Genomic DNA, 17771 nt, shown 5'->3' with positions numbered 1-17771 from the left:
GTGGAGGTCGCTGCGCAGGACGAGCGGTTGGCCGCGGACCTGGGTCGCTGGCTGGCCGAGGTGACCTTCGTCGACCTGGACACCGACGAGGTCACCGCGCGGGTGATCGACTCGGTGGTGCGGTGGGCCGAGGCCCAGGGCTGGCGGGTCTACCGGCGCGCGCCCAGCGTGCTGCCGTTGCCACCGCCGCTGGAGCAGCGGCACTCGGTGCTCGACGTGGCGTGTGCCCGTCCCGACGGTCCGCCCGTCGTGGTGGAGGTCGACCACACCGACCGGGCCCGTACGGTGCAGAAGCTGCGCGCGGAGGCGGACGCCGGCCGGATCCCGATCTGGGTGCGGTGGGGCGTCGGGCGTTTCACAGCGCCGCCACCGCCGGTGCGGATGGTGACCGTCGAGGTGACCCGGCGGGCCGGTCCGGCCGGGCGCGGACGGCTGCACAGCCGCGGCGGCGACCGCCCCGCCCCGGCCCACTCGACCGGCGGCGGCACTGTCACCCCGCAGGCGCTGCCGATCCCGTCGACCGACCCGGTGCAGGCCCCGGCCGACGACGCGGGTAAGGGCACCTGAAGCGAATCGTAAGCGGCCTCCGGCAGAGTTCTGGGTGTCACCGGAGAGCACGACACACACCCAGGAGATCCCGATGCGCAAGCTCATCAACTCGACCTACATCACCCTCGACGGCGTCATCGAGAACCCGATGTGGACCGCGCCGTACTTCGACGAGGAGGCCGCCAGCCTGGCCGGGGCGCAGACCGAGGAGGCCGACGCGATGCTGATGGGCCGGGCCACCTACGACGGCATGTCCGCCGCCTGGCCGAACATGGACGAGAGCGACCCGACCACTGGCGCCGCGTACTTCAACAACGTCAAGAAGTACGTCGCTTCGACCACCCTGACCAACCCGACCTGGAACAACACGGAGGTGCTCCAGGGCGATCTGGTCGAGGCGGTCACCGCGCTCAAGGCCCAGGAGGGCAAGAACATCATCCAGTACGGCTTCGGCTCGGTCACCGCCCAGCTGATCCGGGCGGGCCTGGTGGACGAGGTCCGGTTCTGGATCCACCCGGTGCTGGAGGGCGGCCCCAGCCTCACCGCGCCGCTGAGCGACGTGAAGGGGTCGTTCGACCTGGTCGACACCCGGGTGCACAAGAGCGGCGTGATCGTCGCCTCGTACCAGCCGAAGGTGACCTCCTGAGCACCGCTCAGAGCTGGGCCCGGGCTTCGCCCGGGCTCAGCCGCGCGCCCTCGGCGAGCAGCGCGTCGAAGCGTTCCGGCCCGAGTTCGGCCCGCAGTCGTGCGGTCACCCGGTCGGTGTCGTCGCGTTCGGCCGGCGCGGCGGGGGACTGGGTGGCGATCCGGGCGGCGGCCGCGGCGCCCAGCAGCCGGGCGGCGACCTCGGGTGAGCGCACCGCCGCGGCCATCCCCTCCAGGGGGCCGACCGCGTCGCGCATCGTCGCCATCGCCTCGGCGACCTCGAACGCCTCGATGTGCAGGGCCAACGCGGCGTCGGGGTCGCCGCCCTGCTCGATCGCGTAGCCCAGCTCCACCAGCACCATCGGCAGGTAGAGCGCGGGTTGGCTCTCTCCCCGACCCAGGTCGGCGAGGTGGCTGAGGTGGGTGACGGCCAGGTCGAGCTTGCCGTCGCGGCGGGCGGCCAGCCCGAGGCTCATCTCCGCGAAGATCAGCGCGCCGGGCGAGCCCTGCTCCACCGCCAGATCGTAGGCGCGTTCGGCCAGTTCCCGAGCCTGGGCGTAGTCGCGGGTCTGCACGGCGAGCCAGGCCAGCCAGGACAGCTCGGCGCAGACCTGCGGCCACAGCGCCAACTCCTCGGCCCAGCGCAGCCCTTCCCGGTGCAGCGCGGCGGCGCGCTCGTGCTCGCCGCGCATGTCGGCCAGCCCACCCACCCACTCGGTCGCCCGGAGCCGACCCCACCGGTCGCCGAGGTCGGCGAAGAGCGCGGCGCTGCGGGTCGCGGTGCGCTCCAGGGTGGCCTGGTCACCGTTGGCGTGGGCGATGTGGGCGAGGGAGGTGAGCACCGCGGCCTCGGTCCACGGGTCGGTGGCGGCGGTGGGTAGCAGCTCCGACACCAGGGCCAGGTCGCCGTGTTCGATCAGCGCGTTGACAGCGAACCACGCGGCGTGACTGCTCGGGTCGGCGGCCACTGCGGCGCGCACGTCGTCCGGGGCGATCACCTCCCCCTGCGACAGGGCGAAACCGACCCGCCAGGGTGCCGCGCGGGCCTCCTGCTCCGGGTCGCCGGGCACCGCCAGCGCCCGCCGCGCCTCGGTGAGCCGGCCGCGCAGGAACCAGTACCAGCTCAGCGCGACCGCCAGGCGCAGCCCGCCACCGTGCGCCAGCGCCGACCGCAGGTTCGCCAGCTCGGTGTCGAGCAGCGCCAGCCACCGCTGCTGGTCGGCCCCGCGCAGCCCGGGGTCGGCGCGTTCGGCCAGCTCGGTGTAGTAGCTGGCGTGCCGCCCGCGTACCTCGTCGGCGTCGGTGAGGCGTTCCAGGCAGAACGCGGCCACCGACTCGAGCAGCCGGTAGCGGGGGGCCGCGCCGGAGTCGTCGAGCACCACCAACGACCGGTCGACCAGCCGGGCGAGGGCGTCCAGGTCGGTTCGGCAGACCTGTTCGGCGGCCTCCGGGGTGCAGCCGTCCGGGAACACCGCCAGTTGGGCGAGCACCACCCGGTCGGACTCGTCCAGGAGGTCCCAGCTCCAGCCGATCACCGCGGTGAGCGTCCGCTGTCGGGGCGGCATGTCCCGCTGCGCGGTGGTGAGCAGCCGGAACCGGTCGTCGAGCCGGTCCACCACCCCGCGTACGCCCAGCGCGCGGACCCGGGTCGCGGCCAGCTCCAACGCCAGCGGCAGACCGTCGAGGCGGCGGCACAGCTGGGCCACCGCCGTCGCGGTCTGCCCGTCGAGGCGGAAACCGCGCTGCTGCGCGGCGGCGCGGGCGACGAACAGCCGGGCCGCCGCCGAGCGCCGGACCGCGTCCAGGTCACCGTCGTCCGGCACCGGCAGTGGGGGTACCTCCCAGAGCAGCTCACCGGTCAGCCCGAGTGGCTCTCTGCTGGTGGCCAGCACGCTCACCCCGGACACGTCGCGCAGCAGCCGGGCGACCAGCTCGGCGACCGGTTCGATGACGTGTTCGCAGTTGTCCAGCACGAGCAGCAGCTGCCGGTGCCGCAGGGCCGTGACCACCCGGTCGGCGGGGGACTGGGTCGTTCCGGCGGCCTCGTGGGCGCCCAGAGCGCCGAGCACCTGTTCGGCGACGCCGGCGTCACCGGCCGGGAGTGGGGCCAGCTCGACCAGTCGGACACCGTCCGGGTAGGACGTCGCGCGGGCCGTCTCGGTGGCCAGCCGGGTCTTGCCGACGCCGCCCGGCCCGACCAGCGTGACGAGCCGCTGCCGGGGCAGCAGCGCCCGCAGCTCGGCCAGCGCCTCGTCCCGCCCGATCAACTCGTCGAGCGGGGCCGGCAGGTTGTTCCGGATGACCGCCGCCTTCGGCGGGGCGTTCAGGCCGGCGTCCTGGTCGAGGATCCTGCGGTGCAGGGCGACCAGCTCCGGGCCGGGGTCGAGGCCCAGTTCCTCGGCGAGCCGGGCCCGCAGCTCGGCGTAGCTCTCCAACGCCTCGGACTGGCGGCCGGCCGCGTACAACGCGCGCAGCTGCACCGCCCGCAGTCCTTCGCGCAGCGGGTGTTTGGCGACCAACTCGGCCAGGTCCGCGGCCACCAGGTCATGCTCACCCCGGGCCAGCCGGGCCTGCGCCAACCGCTCCTGAACGACGAGGCGCTGCTCGGCGAGGCGGGCCGCCTCGGCCCGCACGAACTCGGCGTCGGCCACGTCGGCGTACGCCTCGCCGCGCCACAACGCGAGGGCCTCGGTCAGCCGCTCGACGTCGGCGCAGCGGGCCAGCTCGTCGAAGCGGCCGACGTCGACCGCGTCGACCCGCAGCAGGTAGCCGGGTGGCCGGGACTCGACCAGCTCGCGGGCGCCGGGCTCGGCATCGTTGAGCGCCTTGCGCAGCTGCGACACCCGCACCTGGAGGGCTCCGGCCGGATTGGCGGGGGCGTCGTCACCCCACAGGTCGTCGATGAGGCGGTCCGCCGAGACCACCTGGTTGCGGTTGGCCAACAGGTCGGCCAGCAACGCCCGCACCTTGGTGCCGGGCACCACCACCGGCTCGCCGGCGTCCGTGGTCACGGCGAGCGGCCCGAGCACCCCGAACTGCACGGCGGTCATCCTAGTGCCGGTAACGCGCGACCCGAAGTGAACCGTCAGCGCGCCGACCAAACTCCACGATCTTGCGCTTTGTGCAGTGCCATAAGCCGCGAAAGCCGCGTAACGCCCGCAGAAAGTGCAAGATCGCGGGGAGAGGGCTCGCGTCGCGGCCCGGCGCGAAGGTTCGCCACCGGTGGTCGTGGCGTGTGGGCGGATTAACGGGTAGAAACATCTCAACCCCTTCCGGCCCGGCCCAACCTCCGGCGGCAAGGGTCAGAGAGCGCTCTCACCGCCCCCAGCTGCGCCGGAAGTACGCCCGGCCAGCGGAGAGGACGAACCACATGACAACCCCGTCCCGAGACGTGCGCCGGAGATCCGGTCGCGCCTTTCTGCTCGCCCTGGTGTTGACCACCGCCACCACGATGACCAGCACGGCGGCCAGCGCCGGCCGCCCGACGCACGGCGCACCCGACTTCGGCCCGAACGTGACGATCTTCGACCCGTCCATGCCGGTCGGCGAGATCCAGCAGACCCTCGACGCGGCGCACGCCCGGCAGGTCGACAACGAGATGGGCACCGAGCGGCACGCCTACCTGTTCAAGCCCGGCACGTACGGCACGGCCGCGCAGCCGTTGCAGGCCAAGGTCGGCTACTACACCGAGGTGTCCGGCCTGGGCGCCTCGCCCACCGACGTCACAGTCAACGGCAAGCTGGAGGTCTACAACCGCTGCCTGGCCGACGGCGGCACCGGCAACTGCCTCGCGCTGGTCAACTTCTGGCGCACCCTGTCCAACCTCTCGCTCACCATCAACGCGGCCGGCCAGGACGACTGCCGGTCGTCGGCGAACTTCTGGGCGGTCTCCCAGGCGGTCTCGATGCGCCGGCTGAACATCGGCGGCGGCGGTCTGTCGCTGATGGACTACTGCACCGCCGGCCCGCAGTACGCCAGCGGCGGGTTCATCGCCGACTCACGGCTGCCGGCCACGACGAACGGCTCGCAGCAACAGTGGCTGACCCGCAACAGCGAGGTCGGTAGCTGGTCCAACGCGGTGTGGAACCAGGTGTTCGCGGGGGTCGAGGGCGCGCCGGACGACGCCACGTTCCCCGACCCGCCGTACACCACACTGCAGACCACCCCGCTCAGCCGGGAGAAGCCCTACCTCTTCGTCGACGGCAAGGGGCGCTACCAGGTGCGGGTGCCCGCCGCGCAGCGCGACAGCCGGGGCGTCTCCTGGGCTGACGGCATCACGCCGGGGCGGACCATCGGGATCGGCGACTTCTTCGTCGCCAAGCCGTCGGACTCGGTGCGCGTCATCAACAGTCAGCTGGCGCGCGGCAAGCACCTGCTGCTCACGCCCGGCACGTACGACATCGCGCGCAGCATCGAGGTCCGGCGTGCTAACACAGTGGTGCTGGGGATCGGGCACGCCACGCTGACCGCCGTGAACGGCGCGATCCCGCTGGACGTGGCCGGTGTCCCCGGGGTGGTCGTCGCCGGTGTCACGATCGACGCCGGCCTCGTCGAGTCGCCGGTCCTGCTGCGGGTCGGACGTGAGCACGGCCGCAACGCGAGCAGCCCGCACAACCCGACCACGCTCTCCGACGTGTACTTCCGGGTCGGCGGCCCGCACATCGGGCGTACGAACACCGCGCTGGAGGTCAACAGCGACAACGTGCTCATCGACCACACCTGGGTGTGGCGCGGCGATCACGGCGTCGAGGGCTTCACCGAGGGCGTCAACGGTGACACCGACCGCTGGCGTACCAACACCGGTCGCTACGGGGCCGTGATCAACGGCGACCACGTGACCGCGACCGGCCTCTTCGTCGAGCATTTCCAGCGCTACAACACGGTCTGGAACGGCGAGCACGGCACCACGATCCTCTACCAGAACGAGCTGCCGTACGACCCGCCGACGCAGGCCGACTGGATGAACGGCGCGGTCGAGGGCTGGGCCGGGTACAAGGTCGGTGACCGGGTGCGTCACCACACCCTGTACGGGGGCGGGGTGTACGTGTTCAACCAGAACAACCCGTCGATCCACACCGAGAACGGCTTCGAGGTGCCGAACCGGGCCGGGGTGCGGCTGCACCACATCATGACCGTCAACCTCAGCGCCGGCACGATCGACCACGTGGTCAACGGCGTCGGGGACGCTGCCGACATGACCAAGGTCGGCGCTCCGGTCTACCTGACCCGGTATCCGACCCCGTAACGGGGATCGGGCGTACCGATGGGGCCGGAGCCAGCCTGGCTCCGGCCCCATCGTCGCGGGGCCGTCTCGAACCCAGCCGGTGACGCGCGGCCAGCGCGGCGCCGCCAGCGGCCAGCAGCAGCACCTCCACCACGTTGTAGCCGCGTACGCCACCGCCGCTGAGCAGGGCGCCGACCACCGTGCCGCCGATGATGCCGACCGGCAGCACGGCCCAGGGCCAGAGCAGGAACACACCGGCACACAGCACGCCGATGGCGGCTGCCAGACCGACCGGCCCGGGGAGCAGGGTGACCACAGTGACCACGCCGCCCAGCCCGGCACCGGCGAGCAGCACACCGGGCGCGACGATCGGCGTTCTCATCGTGGCAACCCCTCCAACAGGGAACGCAGCTGGACACCCCGTGCCGACCAGCTGTTGCCGGTGGCGACCTCGCGGCGCCGGGCGGCGCTGTGCTCAGCCACGGCCCGACCGTTCCATCGGCCGTGGCGCTCCGGCGGGCAGCAACTCGTCCTCGCCGAGGCGGCCGAGCACCGGGCGGGCGCGCTCGTCGTCGAGTCGCAGCAGGCGGGCGCCGGCGTGCCGGTCCAGCCAGCCACGCAGTGCGCCGGCCGCGATCCGCCGGTTGATCCAGTTCACCAGCGGCGCCGCATCACCCAGCGGCAGCGCGGTCGGTGCGACGGCGTGCCAGGCCGCCGAGCCGATCGGGGTGACCTCGCACCGCCAGCGCGGCCGGCGTCCCGGCGGGTCGACGAAGAGCAACCGTTGCCCGGGCGCCAACTGCCCCAGCACCGTCGAATGCCCGTCGACGGACCATCGGGTCCGGCTGAACAGCACCACCCAGTCGCGGGTGTCACCGTCGGGCAGCGGGCCGACGTCGCCGCGCAGCGCGGCGAGCAGGTCGCCCAGGCCCAGCTGTACGGATCGACCGAAGAGCCGCTTGACCAGGTGGTCGGCGAGCAGCGCGGCCCGGAACACCGGCAACCGGTACCGGGGCTGGGTCAGCCGCAGATATCCGACCAGGCTGCCCAACAGGTGTCGGAAGCGGATGGTCGGCCCGAGCAGCCGGCAGGAAGCGCCCCGGCTGTGCGTCACCACGGCGTCCGGGAGCATCCACAGCTCGTGCCCGGCCTGGTCGAGCTGCCGCGCGAGGACCGCGTCGGTCCAGTAGACGGGGAACGTTTCGTCGAAGATGGTCTGCTGCCCGAGGACCGTGCGGCGCAGCAGCACGCAGCTGCCCGAGGCGAGTTGCCGGGGACGGCTGAAGTCCTCGCCCCGCATCTGGAACCGGTGCAGCGCCTGGCGGAACCCAGGCAGCCGACGCAGCGCGGTCACCAGCGCGATGGTGGCGGCGAAGCTGGGCTGTTGAACGTAGTGCTGCTGAAAGGTGCCGTCCGGGTTGAGGTACAGCGGGCTGACCCCTGCGACGTCCGGCCGCTCCCGCAGATGGTCGACCATTCGGGACAGCGCGCCCGGGTGGAACCGGATGTCGCTGTTGAGCAGCAGGATCAGATGCCCGTTCGCCCGGCGGTACGCCTGGTTCACGGCGGCGGCGAAACCGTTGTTGTGCTTGTTGCGGATCAGTCGTACCCGGGGTTGGTCGGCGAGCAGGTCGGCTGAGCCGTCGGACGAGCCGTTGTCGACGGCCACCACCTCGTAGTCCAGATCGGGATCGGCGGTCGACGCCAGCGACTCCAGGCACTGTCGCGTCTGCTCGCGGGTGTTCCAGCTGACCAGCAGTACCGACAGCAGCGGAGCGCTCATCACGCCACCGCCCGGTTGTCGCGGCGGCGGACCCGCAGTCTCTCTCAACACGCCGTCCTCCCTCTCCGTCCGGTGCTCCGAGGGCATGCCGGCGGACACCCCCCCGGGGAGAAAGTACTAGCGATAAAGGTTCAATCGTGATGAATAGGCGAAACAGGGATATTCGTACTAACCTCGCATATCTCTACGTAAGACATTCGACGGATCGTCCGTTTGGTGGCCTTTTGGTGGGCTATGGTCGTGTCCGGCCGTCCGGTTGCCGCAGCGGGCCGACCGTTCCGTCGTTCCAAGGAGTCCGACATGGACCTGCCCGTTACCGCCGTCGGCGTCGGCCCGCCGACGGACCTGATTCCCGGGCGCGTGCTGGTGACCGGGGGTGCCGGCTTCATCGGCAGCCACGTGGTCGCCCGGCTGATGCTGATGGGCAGCCAGGTCCGGGTGCTCGACAACTTCTCCACCGGCCGGTTCGAGAACCTGGCCGACGCCGCGATCGGCGGACTGACCGAGGCGGACGTCATCTCGGGTGACATCCGTACGCCGGAGGGTGTCGAGGTCATCCACCAGTGGCAGCCGGACGTGGTGGTGCACCTCGCCGCACAGCCGAGCGTTCCCGCCGCCCATCGTTCACCCCTGTACGACGCCGACGTGAACGTGTTCGGCACCGTCAACGTGCTGGACGCCTGCGCCCGCGGCGGCGTACGCCTGGTGATCAACGCGGCCAGCAGCGCCATCTTCGGCAACGTCGCCGCCCACGAGTTGCCGGTCCGTGAGGACCACCCGATCGCCCCGGTGAGCCCGTACGGCGTCAGCACCGCCGCCGGCGTTCATTACCTCGACTGGTACGGACGTCAGCACGGCCTGTCGTACACCTCGATGGTTTTCGGCAATGTCTACGGGCCCCGGCAGGACGGCAGCGACTGCGGCGTGGTGTCCCTGATGGTCGACGCGCTGCTCGGGGGCCGGCAGGTGGTGATCTACGACGACGGTACGCAGACCCGGGACTTCGTCCACGTCAGCGATGTCGCCGAGGCGATCGCGGTCGCCTGTCACCACCCCGGGGTGGGCATGGTCAACATCGCTTCGGGTCGGCAGACGAGCGTCAACGAGGTGTACGACACGGTCCGGGAGGCGTCCGGCGTCGACAACGTGGCCCGCTACGAGCCGCTGCCCTGGCCGGGCGAGGTGCGCAACATGGCGCTGGACACCAGGAAGGCGCGCGAGCTGCTCGGGTGGTACCCGAAGATCGGCTTCATCGAGGGCGTACGGATGACGGTGCGCGACGCCCGCCGCCGCCAAGCCCCAAGTCAGATCCTGTCTCCGGTGTGGGCGCTGGAGCGCGCCGTCAGCCAGTGACGGCTCAGCGCGTAATTCCCGTCATCTGATCGGGATTTTCATAGATCAGTCTCACTCTTGCGGGTCGGCATCCACTGCTGCCACGATGGCCGTCAATGCCTTCCGTCCCGAAGGAGTGGTCGTCATGGCGGTCTCCCGCCGCAGGTTCGTCACATCGGTGCTGGCCGGGTCCGCCCTCGCCACCGCCTCCACCACCGAGCTGCTCACCAGCATGTCCAGCCCCGCGCACGCCGCCAGCCCTCCCGGGGACGTGGTCGGCAAGGTGACGGTCGGCTACCAGGGCTGGTTCAGCGCACCCGGCGACGGGGCGCCGATCGGCGGCTGGTGGCACTGGGGCCGCGACCGGTTCCAACCGCCCTCACCCGCCAACACCACGATCGTGTCCTGGCCGGACATGCGCGAGTACACCCGCACCTATCCCACCGCGTACCCCAACCTGGGCAACGGTCAGCCGGCCACCCTCTTCTCCTCGTACGACCAGCAGACGGTGGACACCCACTTCCGCTGGATGCAGGAGAACGGCTGCGACACCGCCGCGCTGCAACGGTTCAACCCGATGGGCGACGAGGGCCCCACCCGCGACGCGATGACCCAGAAGGTCCGCTCCGCCGCCGAGCGCCACAACCGCAAGTTCTACATCATGTACGACGTCACCGACTGGCTGACCTTCCAATCGGAGATCAAGACCGACTGGACGACGAAGATGGCCGCGCACACCGCGTCCTCCGCGTACGCCCGACAGAACGGCAAACCGGTCGTCTGCATCTGGGGTTTCGGCTTCAGCGAGCCCAGCCGCCCCTTCACTCCCGGGCCCTGCCTGGAGGTCATCAACTGGTTCAAGGCCCAGGGCTGCTACGTCATCGGTGGCGTGCCCACCTGGTGGCGGCAGGGCATCGAGGACTCCCGCCCCGGCTTCCTCGACGTCTACCACGCTTTCCACGCGATCTCCCCGTGGATGGTCTACCGGGCCAGGACCGTGGAGGAGTTGGACTCCTACTACAACAACGTCAACGTCGGCGACATGGCCGACTGCGCGGCGCGCGGCATCGACTACCTGCCCTGCGTGATGCCCGGCGACCTCGCCGGGGGCCACCGCAAACACGGCGACTTCTACTGGCGGCACATCTACAACATGGTTCGACTCGGCTCCCAGGGCCTGTACGTGTCCATGTTCGACGAATACAACGAGGGCAACCAGATCGCCAAGACGTCCGAGACCCAGGCCACCACCCCGGCCGGCGCGAACATCCGAGCCCTCGACGAGGACGGCGTCGCCTGCTCATCCGACTACTACCTGCGGATCACCGCCGACGGCGGCCGGATGCTCAAGGGGCAACTCGCGCTCACCGCCGTACGCCCCACCCCGCCGATGGTCGGCACCCCGCCACCGGTCACCGGCAACCTGGCCGCCGGCCGACCCACTTCGGCGAGCAGCCAGGGCGGCGGGTTCCCGGCGTCGAACGCTGTGGACTCGAACGCCGGCAGCTACTGGGAGAGCGGGGGCGGTTCCTTCCCGCACTGGTGGCAGGTCGACCTCGGCGCCAGCCACCAGGTCAACAAACTCGTGGTGCGGCTGCCCGCCGGCTGGGGCGCGCGCACCCAGACCATCACCGTGCAGGGCAGCGTCGACGGCGACTCCTTCGCCACCATCGCCGGGGCCTCCGCCTTCGCCTTCGACCCGGCGACCGGCAACACCGTCACCCGCACGCTGACGACCACCACGGCCCGCCACGTCCGTCTCAGCATCAGCGGCAACACCGGCTGGCCGGCCGCCCAACTCGCCCAGGTCGAGGTGTACGCCGGCACCACCGTCCCGGACAACCCGCCGACCACCCCGAGCGGCCTCACGGTCACCGGCAAGACGTCGACGAGCGTGTCCCTGGCGTGGACGGCCTCCACCGACGACACCGGAGTGACGGGTTATCAGGTGCGCCAGGGCGGCAACGTCGTCGCCACCGTCACGGGCACCACTGCGACGGTGAGCGGGCTCAGCCCGTCCACCGCGTACACCTTCACCGTCACCGCCCGCGACGCCGCCGGGAACACCTCCAGCGCGTCCTCGGCGGTCATCGTCACGACTGACGCCGCGGCGAACTCGGACCTCGCCCGGGGTCGGTCCACCAGCGAGAGTAGCCACGTCCAGACCTACGGGTCGGGGAACGTTGTCGACGGTGACGCGAACAGTTACTGGGAGAGTGCCAACAGCGCGTTCCCGCAGTGGGTTCAGGTTGATCTGGGTTCGTCGCGCACTGTTGGGCGGGTGGTGCTGAAGCTGCCGCCGTCGTCGGCGTGGGGCAGCCGGACGCAGACCCTCGCTGTGCAGGGCAGCGCTGATGGGGGGAGCTTCGGCACGCTTGTCGGATCGGCGGGGCGGACCTTCAACCCGGCCACTGGTAATCAGGTGACGCTGACCTTCAGCGCTGCGCAGGCCCGCTACGTGCGGATCGCCGTCACCGGAAACACCGGCTGGCCGGCTGGGCAACTGTCGACGCTGGAGGTCTACGCCAGCTGACCGAGGCTTGGGCGGCCGCCGGGGAGCGGCGGCCGCCCATCCGGACGCAGCACACTCTGCGGATCAGAACTGAGCCTTCGGCCAGGATGAAAATCCTCGCCGCCGACTACATCGCCCCCTCATGCACCTTTGGCTGGGTGACAGGCATGTGGCTGCGTAGATAAATAAGGGCCGCGCAAGATCATCCATGACTTGGCCTGGCGAACCAGCATCCAGGCAACAGCAACACCTGTCGGATCCCTGACTCAGCGTCCTGGTAGACCGAACTCCGCTGACTGGCGAGTGACGCCCGGCTTCAACCAGTGCACAATGGTGAGCCAAACTCATGGAGGCTGGGCAGTGGATCTCGCCAAACTACTGGGACCGGCTATCGGAACACTCGTTCGAGTTGCCATCGAACGACCCGTAGGCGCAGGACTTGCGAGAAGTCCAGTTTATCCCGAAGGTCGAGTCAAGCTTCCTGGCCGCCGACTGAACGGTCTAACGCGCTCCCTGAGCGGTAAGTTGGCGGTCCAGGTCGGCGCAGCGCTTTCTGAACTTCGCGCGATCGAGTTTGGCTCGGTTGGAGAAGACGACTGGGCCTGCGTTGTCATTGCCGCCTGCGACACCCTCGGGAAAATGCCAACGTTCACGGCTTCAAGTCTCCTGGCGGTTGACTTAGAGCCAGATCGCCTATATACACAAATCCGCAGGAGCGATCCCGATCGACCCGAAAAAGCTGCGTTGAGTTCCGAGGAAACAATCGCATATGAGCGTGTTCTGCGAGAGTGCTGCTGGCAGATCGTTGAGTTCATTACGCGGCAGCCAGAGTTTACGCGTCGGGTGCAGGTAGAGCTCGTACGTCGCACGGGCGAGATAGCTGACTCGCTGGACAGGCTCTCGGAAGGCTCGGATTCTCACGACCTCTTCGATTTCGAGAGAAGATACCTGGAGTTGGTGCTTGATAAACTCGACAACCTGCAACTCTTCGGTGTAACCCTTCGGCACAGCGATGCTTACTCCCTGAGTACTGCCTATCTGAGTCTTAATGCGTCCCCGGAGCAGGCGAATCGACGCAACGGGCGTGCTGGCGCGGATCGGTTGAGAGTTCATGAAGCTTTAGCCGACGCGAAACGGGTTCTAATACGAGGAGAAGCGGGCTCAGGAAAGACGACGTTGCTGCAATGGCTGGCAGTTAACGCGGTGCAGTCCCCCGAGAGTCTGCCGGACGGATGGTCGGCGGGCGTGCCGTTCCTGCTTCCGCTCCGCCGATATGCGCTACAAGACCTGCCGATGCCTGACCTCTTTCTGCGGGAGATCGCTCCCGCCCTGTCATCCGAGGCGCCTCCGAAGTGGGTGGCATCGGTTCTGAAAGCGGGTCGGGCTCTCGTCCTAATCGATGGGGTGGACGAACTGCCGCAAAACCGACGAGGAGATGTGTGGGTATGGCTCAATGACCTAGTGAAGACCTACCCGGATTCCACCTACGTGATTACGTCTCGTCCACCTGCCGTCGACGGGAAGGCCCTTGTACCGAACAAGTTCGATACCTTTATGCTTTTACCAATGGGGTCATCTGATGTTCGAGCATTCGTCGGTCAATGGCACAAGGCGATTCGACAGGTTCGGGACGATTCTGGGCATGCATTGGCGACTTACGAGTCAGAACTCCTAGACAAACTCGCGCGGCGCCGTGACCTCCGTAGGTTAGCCACTAACCCGCTACTTTGCGCTCTGATTTGCGCTCTACACCTTGAGCGCTACCGGCAGTTGCCGCAGGACCGGATGGGTTTGTATCGAGCCGCCCTTGAAATGCTGCTCGTACGTCGCGACGAATCGCGGGGCATCAACGCAGATAGAGTCAACTTGTCTCAGCAGGACCAAGAAGCATTGCTTGGCCAGTTGGCGTATTGGCTCGTGCGTAACGGATGGTCGGATTGCGACAGGCGGGACGCGACTACTCGATTGTCGCGTTACATGAAGGCGATGCCGTATGTTGAGTCTCGACCTTCTGAGGTTCTAAACTTCCTCCTTCTTCGATCCGGAACGTTGAGAGAGCCGGTCGTTGGAAGAATCGACTTTTTGCATAAGACGTTTCAAGAGTATCTGGCTGCGCAGGCCATCCTTGACGATGGCGATATCGACGCCATGATAAAGCATGCCCACGAGGATCACTGGCGTGAAGTCGTTGTGATGGCCGTCGGACATAGTCGTAGGGACGAGCGAGAGCGAATCATACGAGGGCTTGTGAAGCGCGGAGAGGAAGATGAGGACGTCAAGCGCCGGCTATATCTGCTAGCGGTCTCATGCCTAGAGCACCCTGGCGCCCTCGATCCGACGCTCGTCTTGGAAGTACGAGAGAAGGCTTCGCGGCTCGTTGTGCCGGAAGAATGGCGGCAGGTCGACCTAATTGCTGCTGCCGGCGAGGTGGTATTGGATGTGATTCCGGACCCCACCCATCTGACGGATTTAGAAGGCATCTTACTGATCGACGTTGTCAATCGATTCGATGTCGAGGATTCGCTTCCCGTGCTGGCTCGAATTAGCAAATCGCAAAGCCGGGCAGTGAGGGGTAAGCTTGCCACCTACTGGCCTGAATCCGCAGTGGAATCTTACGCCAGTGCTGTTCTCGGTGATATGCGCCTTGATGATGTGTCCGTCCGCGCTAGCGGCCCGGGACAGTTCCGCGCGGCTGCGAGACTGGGGGGTTTAACCACGCTTGTAGTGCAAGAGATGCCCGGTCCTGAAATCGTAGCGTTCGATCGACTTTCGGACCTCAAGGGCCACAGCAACCTTCGCACTCTTATCCTCGATAGGGTAGCCGTCATCGACTTGGAGGATGCGGCGACTTGCCCTGAACTGAACACTTTGATCATTCACGATTCTTTTATTCGCGCTGGTCTGCAGGGTCTACGCGGCGCCCGACTACGGGAACTGGCATTGCTCGGTATTCCGGATAGTGCACCCCTTGAGCGTCACGTCGACGCGATTGGAACGCTCCCTGATCTTCGGCGCTTGACAATAGATGTCAGTGCAATTCCGGGGAATGGCCTCGATCTGCCAAACAACTCTGCCCTCGAACGGGTAGATTTTCTAGCGCAGCATTGGATGGCGTCGGCGGTAGACTATGCTCACCGCGCGCCGGCGTGGTCTTGCATTGGTTCGGGCCGGACTGCCCTGGATTGGCATCGTCCGAGCCTGGCAAAGATTGGTAATCTCCCCACGTTGAAGGAAGTGTCCATATCTGGATGGCCATCCGGAACGGAAATTGAGCTGCTGCGTAAATCGCCACAACTTGAAGTCCTTCGAGTTGTGGTCGCAGAGGATCGCTTGCGTGAGGCGATCCTGTCAGGCGGACACGAGTATAACTATCCGACGGTCAGTTCGGGCGCGATACGGACAATCCGCGCACTGAAAATGTTAAAGCGGCTTGAAATAGGGATACTCGTACCAGACTCAGCAGGTCCTCTTTACTCACCGGTGCGACACAACCGGATCCGATACGTGCGCGCTGAAAGCTTCCCGACGGTCGCCCGGGAAATCCGGTCGAATCTTCCTCGCGGGTCGACGATCGAATTGTCGATCAACGGCTCGACGTTTTAATGGGCCGGCCACTTCAGCAGACCTGCTCTGGGATCTAGCCGGACCTCCGGGCAGGTTCTATGCTCGAAGGGGTGAGGTCTCTTTCGGAGCGAGCCGCCCAAGCAGCTGAACGTAGGTTGGCGACCGCACTTCCACGGCGTTGGCGACACGTCCAAGCTGTCGCGCAGAAGGCTGCGGGGCTGAGGCTAGGTCTGAGCGTGGAAGAGCAGGATGTCCTCACAGCTTCAGCCTGGCTGCACGACGTCGGATATGCGCCCGGCATCACTGAAACCGGCTTCCATGCCTTGGACGGGGCGCGTTGGGTCCTGAATGAGGGCTTTGGCTATCGCCTAGCCGGACTGGTGGCTTACCACTCTTGTGCATCCCACGAGGCCGAAAGGCGAGGGCTCGATGAGGTCCTGGACTGCGAGTTTCCGAGGGAGGATTCGGACGTCTCGGACGCCCTATGGTTCTCGGATATGACGACTGGACCTGACGGCCAAGACCTATCGGTCGCGGAACGGCTAGCCGAAATACGGGAGCGTTACGGTCCTGGTGATTTGGTGACGTGGTTCTGGCGACAGGCCGAGCCCTCACTGCTGGAAGTCGTGCGACGGACGCAGGCACGGGCGTCGGCTCAACCTATGTAGGGCTCGTTTCGCCGCTCGAAACCGTGATCGATGCGCAGCCGCATAGACGGGTGAATCGACAGACCGTTCAACTGATCTTGAGCTGTCCACCACACCGCCGACGACTCATCGCTCGTTGTAAGCTGCCCGCCAGCGTACCGGCCACGGAAGCAAATCGAGAACTGCTGCCGCACCTCGCCGTCGCTGTATTCCACGACGTGGTTCGGGTTGGTGTAGATCCCGACCACGCCGGTCACCTCAACCTCGACACCGGTCTCCTCGCGCGCCTCTCGCGCGGCGGTCTCGGCGATGTACTCGCCGAAGTCCTGGGCACCGCCGGGCAGCGCCCACAGGCCGTTGTCGGTGCGCTGGATGAGCAGCACCCGGTCTTGCTCGTCCTGCACGAAGACGGTCACTGCGACGACGATGCTGTTCGGCTTCGGGGCGTTCGGGTTGTTGAAGTGCTCGATCCGCGCCATGGTCCTAGCCTTTCACCGCCAGAATCTCAATGCTCAGGCCAAACCGCCCGCTTCTTCCCGAGGACTCGGTTGAAGCTAGCGACATAGCTGTCGAACAGGTCTCCCCCTCCAAGGTGCCGCAGGTGCAGCACCGGCGCGTACGCGGCCGGTGTGCCGTAGAGGTGGGTGTTGACCAGCATCTCATCGTCGAAGCGGTAGATGGAGTTGTAAAGGATGGTGTCGTGGTAGTAGATCCCGACGTTGTCCAGGTCCCGTAGGTCTCTGTAGAACGCCAACGCGTTCAGAATCTTGTTGGACATGGCTGGCCCGATGCCCTCGGCGTCTCCACGCTCGGTGATGTGCTCGCCCTCCGGGTCGCCGAATAGCAACTCCACCTGCGCCCCAGCCAACGCCTTCTCGCGGAGCGTTGCGATCCAGCGGTGGTTGAACTCGGGCAGGAACAGTCCTCCATAGACCAACACGCCGACCTGTCGGTTGGCCTGCACCAGGAGCCGCTGCCAGAGGTCGGTTGGGACGGCCCCGCGGCGCGGGTAGATGTGGACGAGTTCCGACTGGCTGATCTGCACGGCTCGTTGCGTCGGAAGCGCGTCCGGCCAGAGGTACGACTCACTCTCGTTCAGCAGTTCGGCGATGGTGTGGCGATAACGCGGGTACGGGTTGCGGGTCTGTGTCACCCACCGCTCGACAGTCTTCGGGTCGACACCGAGCCTTTCCGCCAACGTCGATGCCGTCAGACCGTTCTTGAGCATGCCGTTGCGAAGACGGTCGTTCGGCATGGCATCTCCTGCGCACTGGGCTGGGGACGGCATCGGGACGGCTCAGCCTAGCAAGGACGTCCCCAGTCGTCCGTGACTCGCGGTGAAGTCGTCATTACCAATCGGCGGAGCCTGGTTCCACAGGACAGGTCATCCAAACAGGACGCGAGAGGCACGGCTGAGGTTCGGTGTGTCTAAGCGTCGGCACCGGCTGGCGGGGGTGGGCATGCAAGGCGACGAGTCGCAAAGCCGAGGCGAGCAGTCCGAGGCGGCCGAGCGGG

General features: G+C 67.5%; 11 protein-coding genes. 6 read left to right on the top strand and 5 right to left on the bottom strand.

The annotated features are described in order from the left end of the window. Nucleotides 1-567 (top strand): hypothetical protein, encoded by a 567-nt coding sequence (locus ABZ794_RS23310; RefSeq protein ID WP_210784687.1) that lies wholly within the window; start codon nt 1-3, stop codon nt 565-567. A 73-nt stretch (nt 568-640) separates the two neighbouring features. Beyond that, a complete protein-coding gene (locus ABZ794_RS23305; RefSeq protein WP_210784688.1) occupies nt 641-1195 on the top strand; it encodes a dihydrofolate reductase family protein in 555 nt (184 codons plus the stop codon). A 7-nt stretch (nt 1196-1202) separates the two neighbouring features. Here ABZ794_RS23305 and ABZ794_RS23300 read toward each other — a convergent pair whose 3' ends face one another. After that, nucleotides 1203-4244, bottom strand: coding sequence for a BTAD domain-containing putative transcriptional regulator (locus tag ABZ794_RS23300; protein WP_357517525.1), 3042 nt, complete (start codon nt 4242-4244; stop codon nt 1203-1205). Between the two features lie 320 nt (nt 4245-4564). Here ABZ794_RS23300 and ABZ794_RS23295 point away from each other — a divergent pair, with 320 nt between their 5' ends. After that, on the top strand, nt 4565-6439 hold the full coding sequence (locus ABZ794_RS23295; RefSeq protein WP_210784689.1) for an adenylyl cyclase: 1875 nt from the start codon (nt 4565-4567) through the stop codon (nt 6437-6439). Here ABZ794_RS23295 and ABZ794_RS23290 read toward each other — a convergent pair. Together ABZ794_RS23290 and ABZ794_RS23285 are read right to left on the bottom strand one after the other, a co-directional pair. After that, nucleotides 6363-6800 carry a hypothetical protein gene (locus tag ABZ794_RS23290; protein WP_210784690.1) on the bottom strand — a complete coding sequence of 146 codons (438 nt, stop codon included), beginning with the start codon at nt 6798-6800 and terminating at the stop codon, nt 6363-6365. The genes ABZ794_RS23295 and ABZ794_RS23290 overlap by 77 nt on opposite strands. A 93-nt stretch (nt 6801-6893) precedes the next feature. Beyond that, nucleotides 6894-8201 (bottom strand): glycosyltransferase family 2 protein, encoded by a 1308-nt coding sequence (locus ABZ794_RS23285; RefSeq protein ID WP_210784691.1) that lies wholly within the window; start codon nt 8199-8201, stop codon nt 6894-6896. Nucleotides 8202-8501: 300 nt separating this feature from the next. On the opposite strand from ABZ794_RS23285, the gene ABZ794_RS23280 reads away from it, so the two are divergent. The 3 genes from ABZ794_RS23280 (at nt 8502) to ABZ794_RS23270 (ending at nt 15648) form a co-directional block, all read left to right on the top strand. Then, nucleotides 8502-9554, top strand: coding sequence for an NAD-dependent epimerase/dehydratase family protein (locus tag ABZ794_RS23280; protein WP_210784692.1), 1053 nt, complete (start codon nt 8502-8504; stop codon nt 9552-9554). Nucleotides 9555-9678: 124 nt separating this feature from the next. Further along, nucleotides 9679-12066: a discoidin domain-containing protein gene (locus ABZ794_RS23275; RefSeq protein ID WP_357517522.1), complete on the top strand. Its 2388-nt coding sequence runs from the start codon at nt 9679-9681 to the stop codon at nt 12064-12066. Between the two features lie 339 nt (nt 12067-12405). After that, a complete protein-coding gene (locus tag ABZ794_RS23270) occupies nt 12406-15648 on the top strand; it encodes an NACHT domain-containing protein (protein WP_210784694.1) in 3243 nt (1080 codons plus the stop codon). A gap of 616 nt (nt 15649-16264) precedes the next feature. Here the strand turns inward: ABZ794_RS23270 and ABZ794_RS23265 are convergent. Beyond that, the gene (locus ABZ794_RS23265) at nt 16265-16735 is read right to left on the bottom strand and encodes an NUDIX domain-containing protein (RefSeq protein WP_210784695.1); all 471 of its coding nucleotides are present in this window, start codon (nt 16733-16735) and stop codon (nt 16265-16267) included. A gap of 26 nt (nt 16736-16761) precedes the next feature. Next, on the bottom strand, nt 16762-17511 hold the full coding sequence (locus ABZ794_RS23260) for a helix-turn-helix transcriptional regulator (RefSeq protein WP_210784696.1): 750 nt from the start codon (nt 17509-17511) through the stop codon (nt 16762-16764). Nucleotides 17512-17771: the final 260 nt, after the last annotated feature.

The organism is Micromonospora sp. NPDC047187, assembly GCF_040643355.1.
Lineage (GTDB): Bacteria > Actinomycetota > Actinomycetes > Mycobacteriales > Micromonosporaceae > Micromonospora > Micromonospora salmantinae.
This window is presented reverse-complemented; position numbering and strand designations above follow the sequence as displayed.

Excerpts from the sequence above, each read along its gene's own strand:
- ABZ794_RS23305 (WP_210784688.1), top strand. The coding sequence starts at position 641 with ATGCGCAAGCTCATCAACTCGACCTACATCACCCTCGACGGCGTCATC.
- ABZ794_RS23300 (WP_357517525.1), bottom strand. The coding sequence starts at position 4,244 with ATGACCGCCGTGCAGTTCGGGGTGCTCGGGCCGCTCGCCGTGACCACG.
- ABZ794_RS23295 (WP_210784689.1), top strand. The coding sequence starts at position 4,565 with ATGACAACCCCGTCCCGAGACGTGCGCCGGAGATCCGGTCGCGCCTTT.
- ABZ794_RS23290 (WP_210784690.1), bottom strand. The coding sequence starts at position 6,800 with ATGAGAACGCCGATCGTCGCGCCCGGTGTGCTGCTCGCCGGTGCCGGG.
- ABZ794_RS23285 (WP_210784691.1), bottom strand. The coding sequence starts at position 8,201 with ATGAGCGCTCCGCTGCTGTCGGTACTGCTGGTCAGCTGGAACACCCGC.
- ABZ794_RS23280 (WP_210784692.1), top strand. The coding sequence starts at position 8,502 with ATGGACCTGCCCGTTACCGCCGTCGGCGTCGGCCCGCCGACGGACCTG.
- ABZ794_RS23275 (WP_357517522.1), top strand. The coding sequence starts at position 9,679 with ATGGCGGTCTCCCGCCGCAGGTTCGTCACATCGGTGCTGGCCGGGTCC.
- ABZ794_RS23265 (WP_210784695.1), bottom strand. The coding sequence starts at position 16,735 with ATGGCGCGGATCGAGCACTTCAACAACCCGAACGCCCCGAAGCCGAAC.
- ABZ794_RS23260 (WP_210784696.1), bottom strand. The coding sequence starts at position 17,511 with ATGCCGAACGACCGTCTTCGCAACGGCATGCTCAAGAACGGTCTGACG.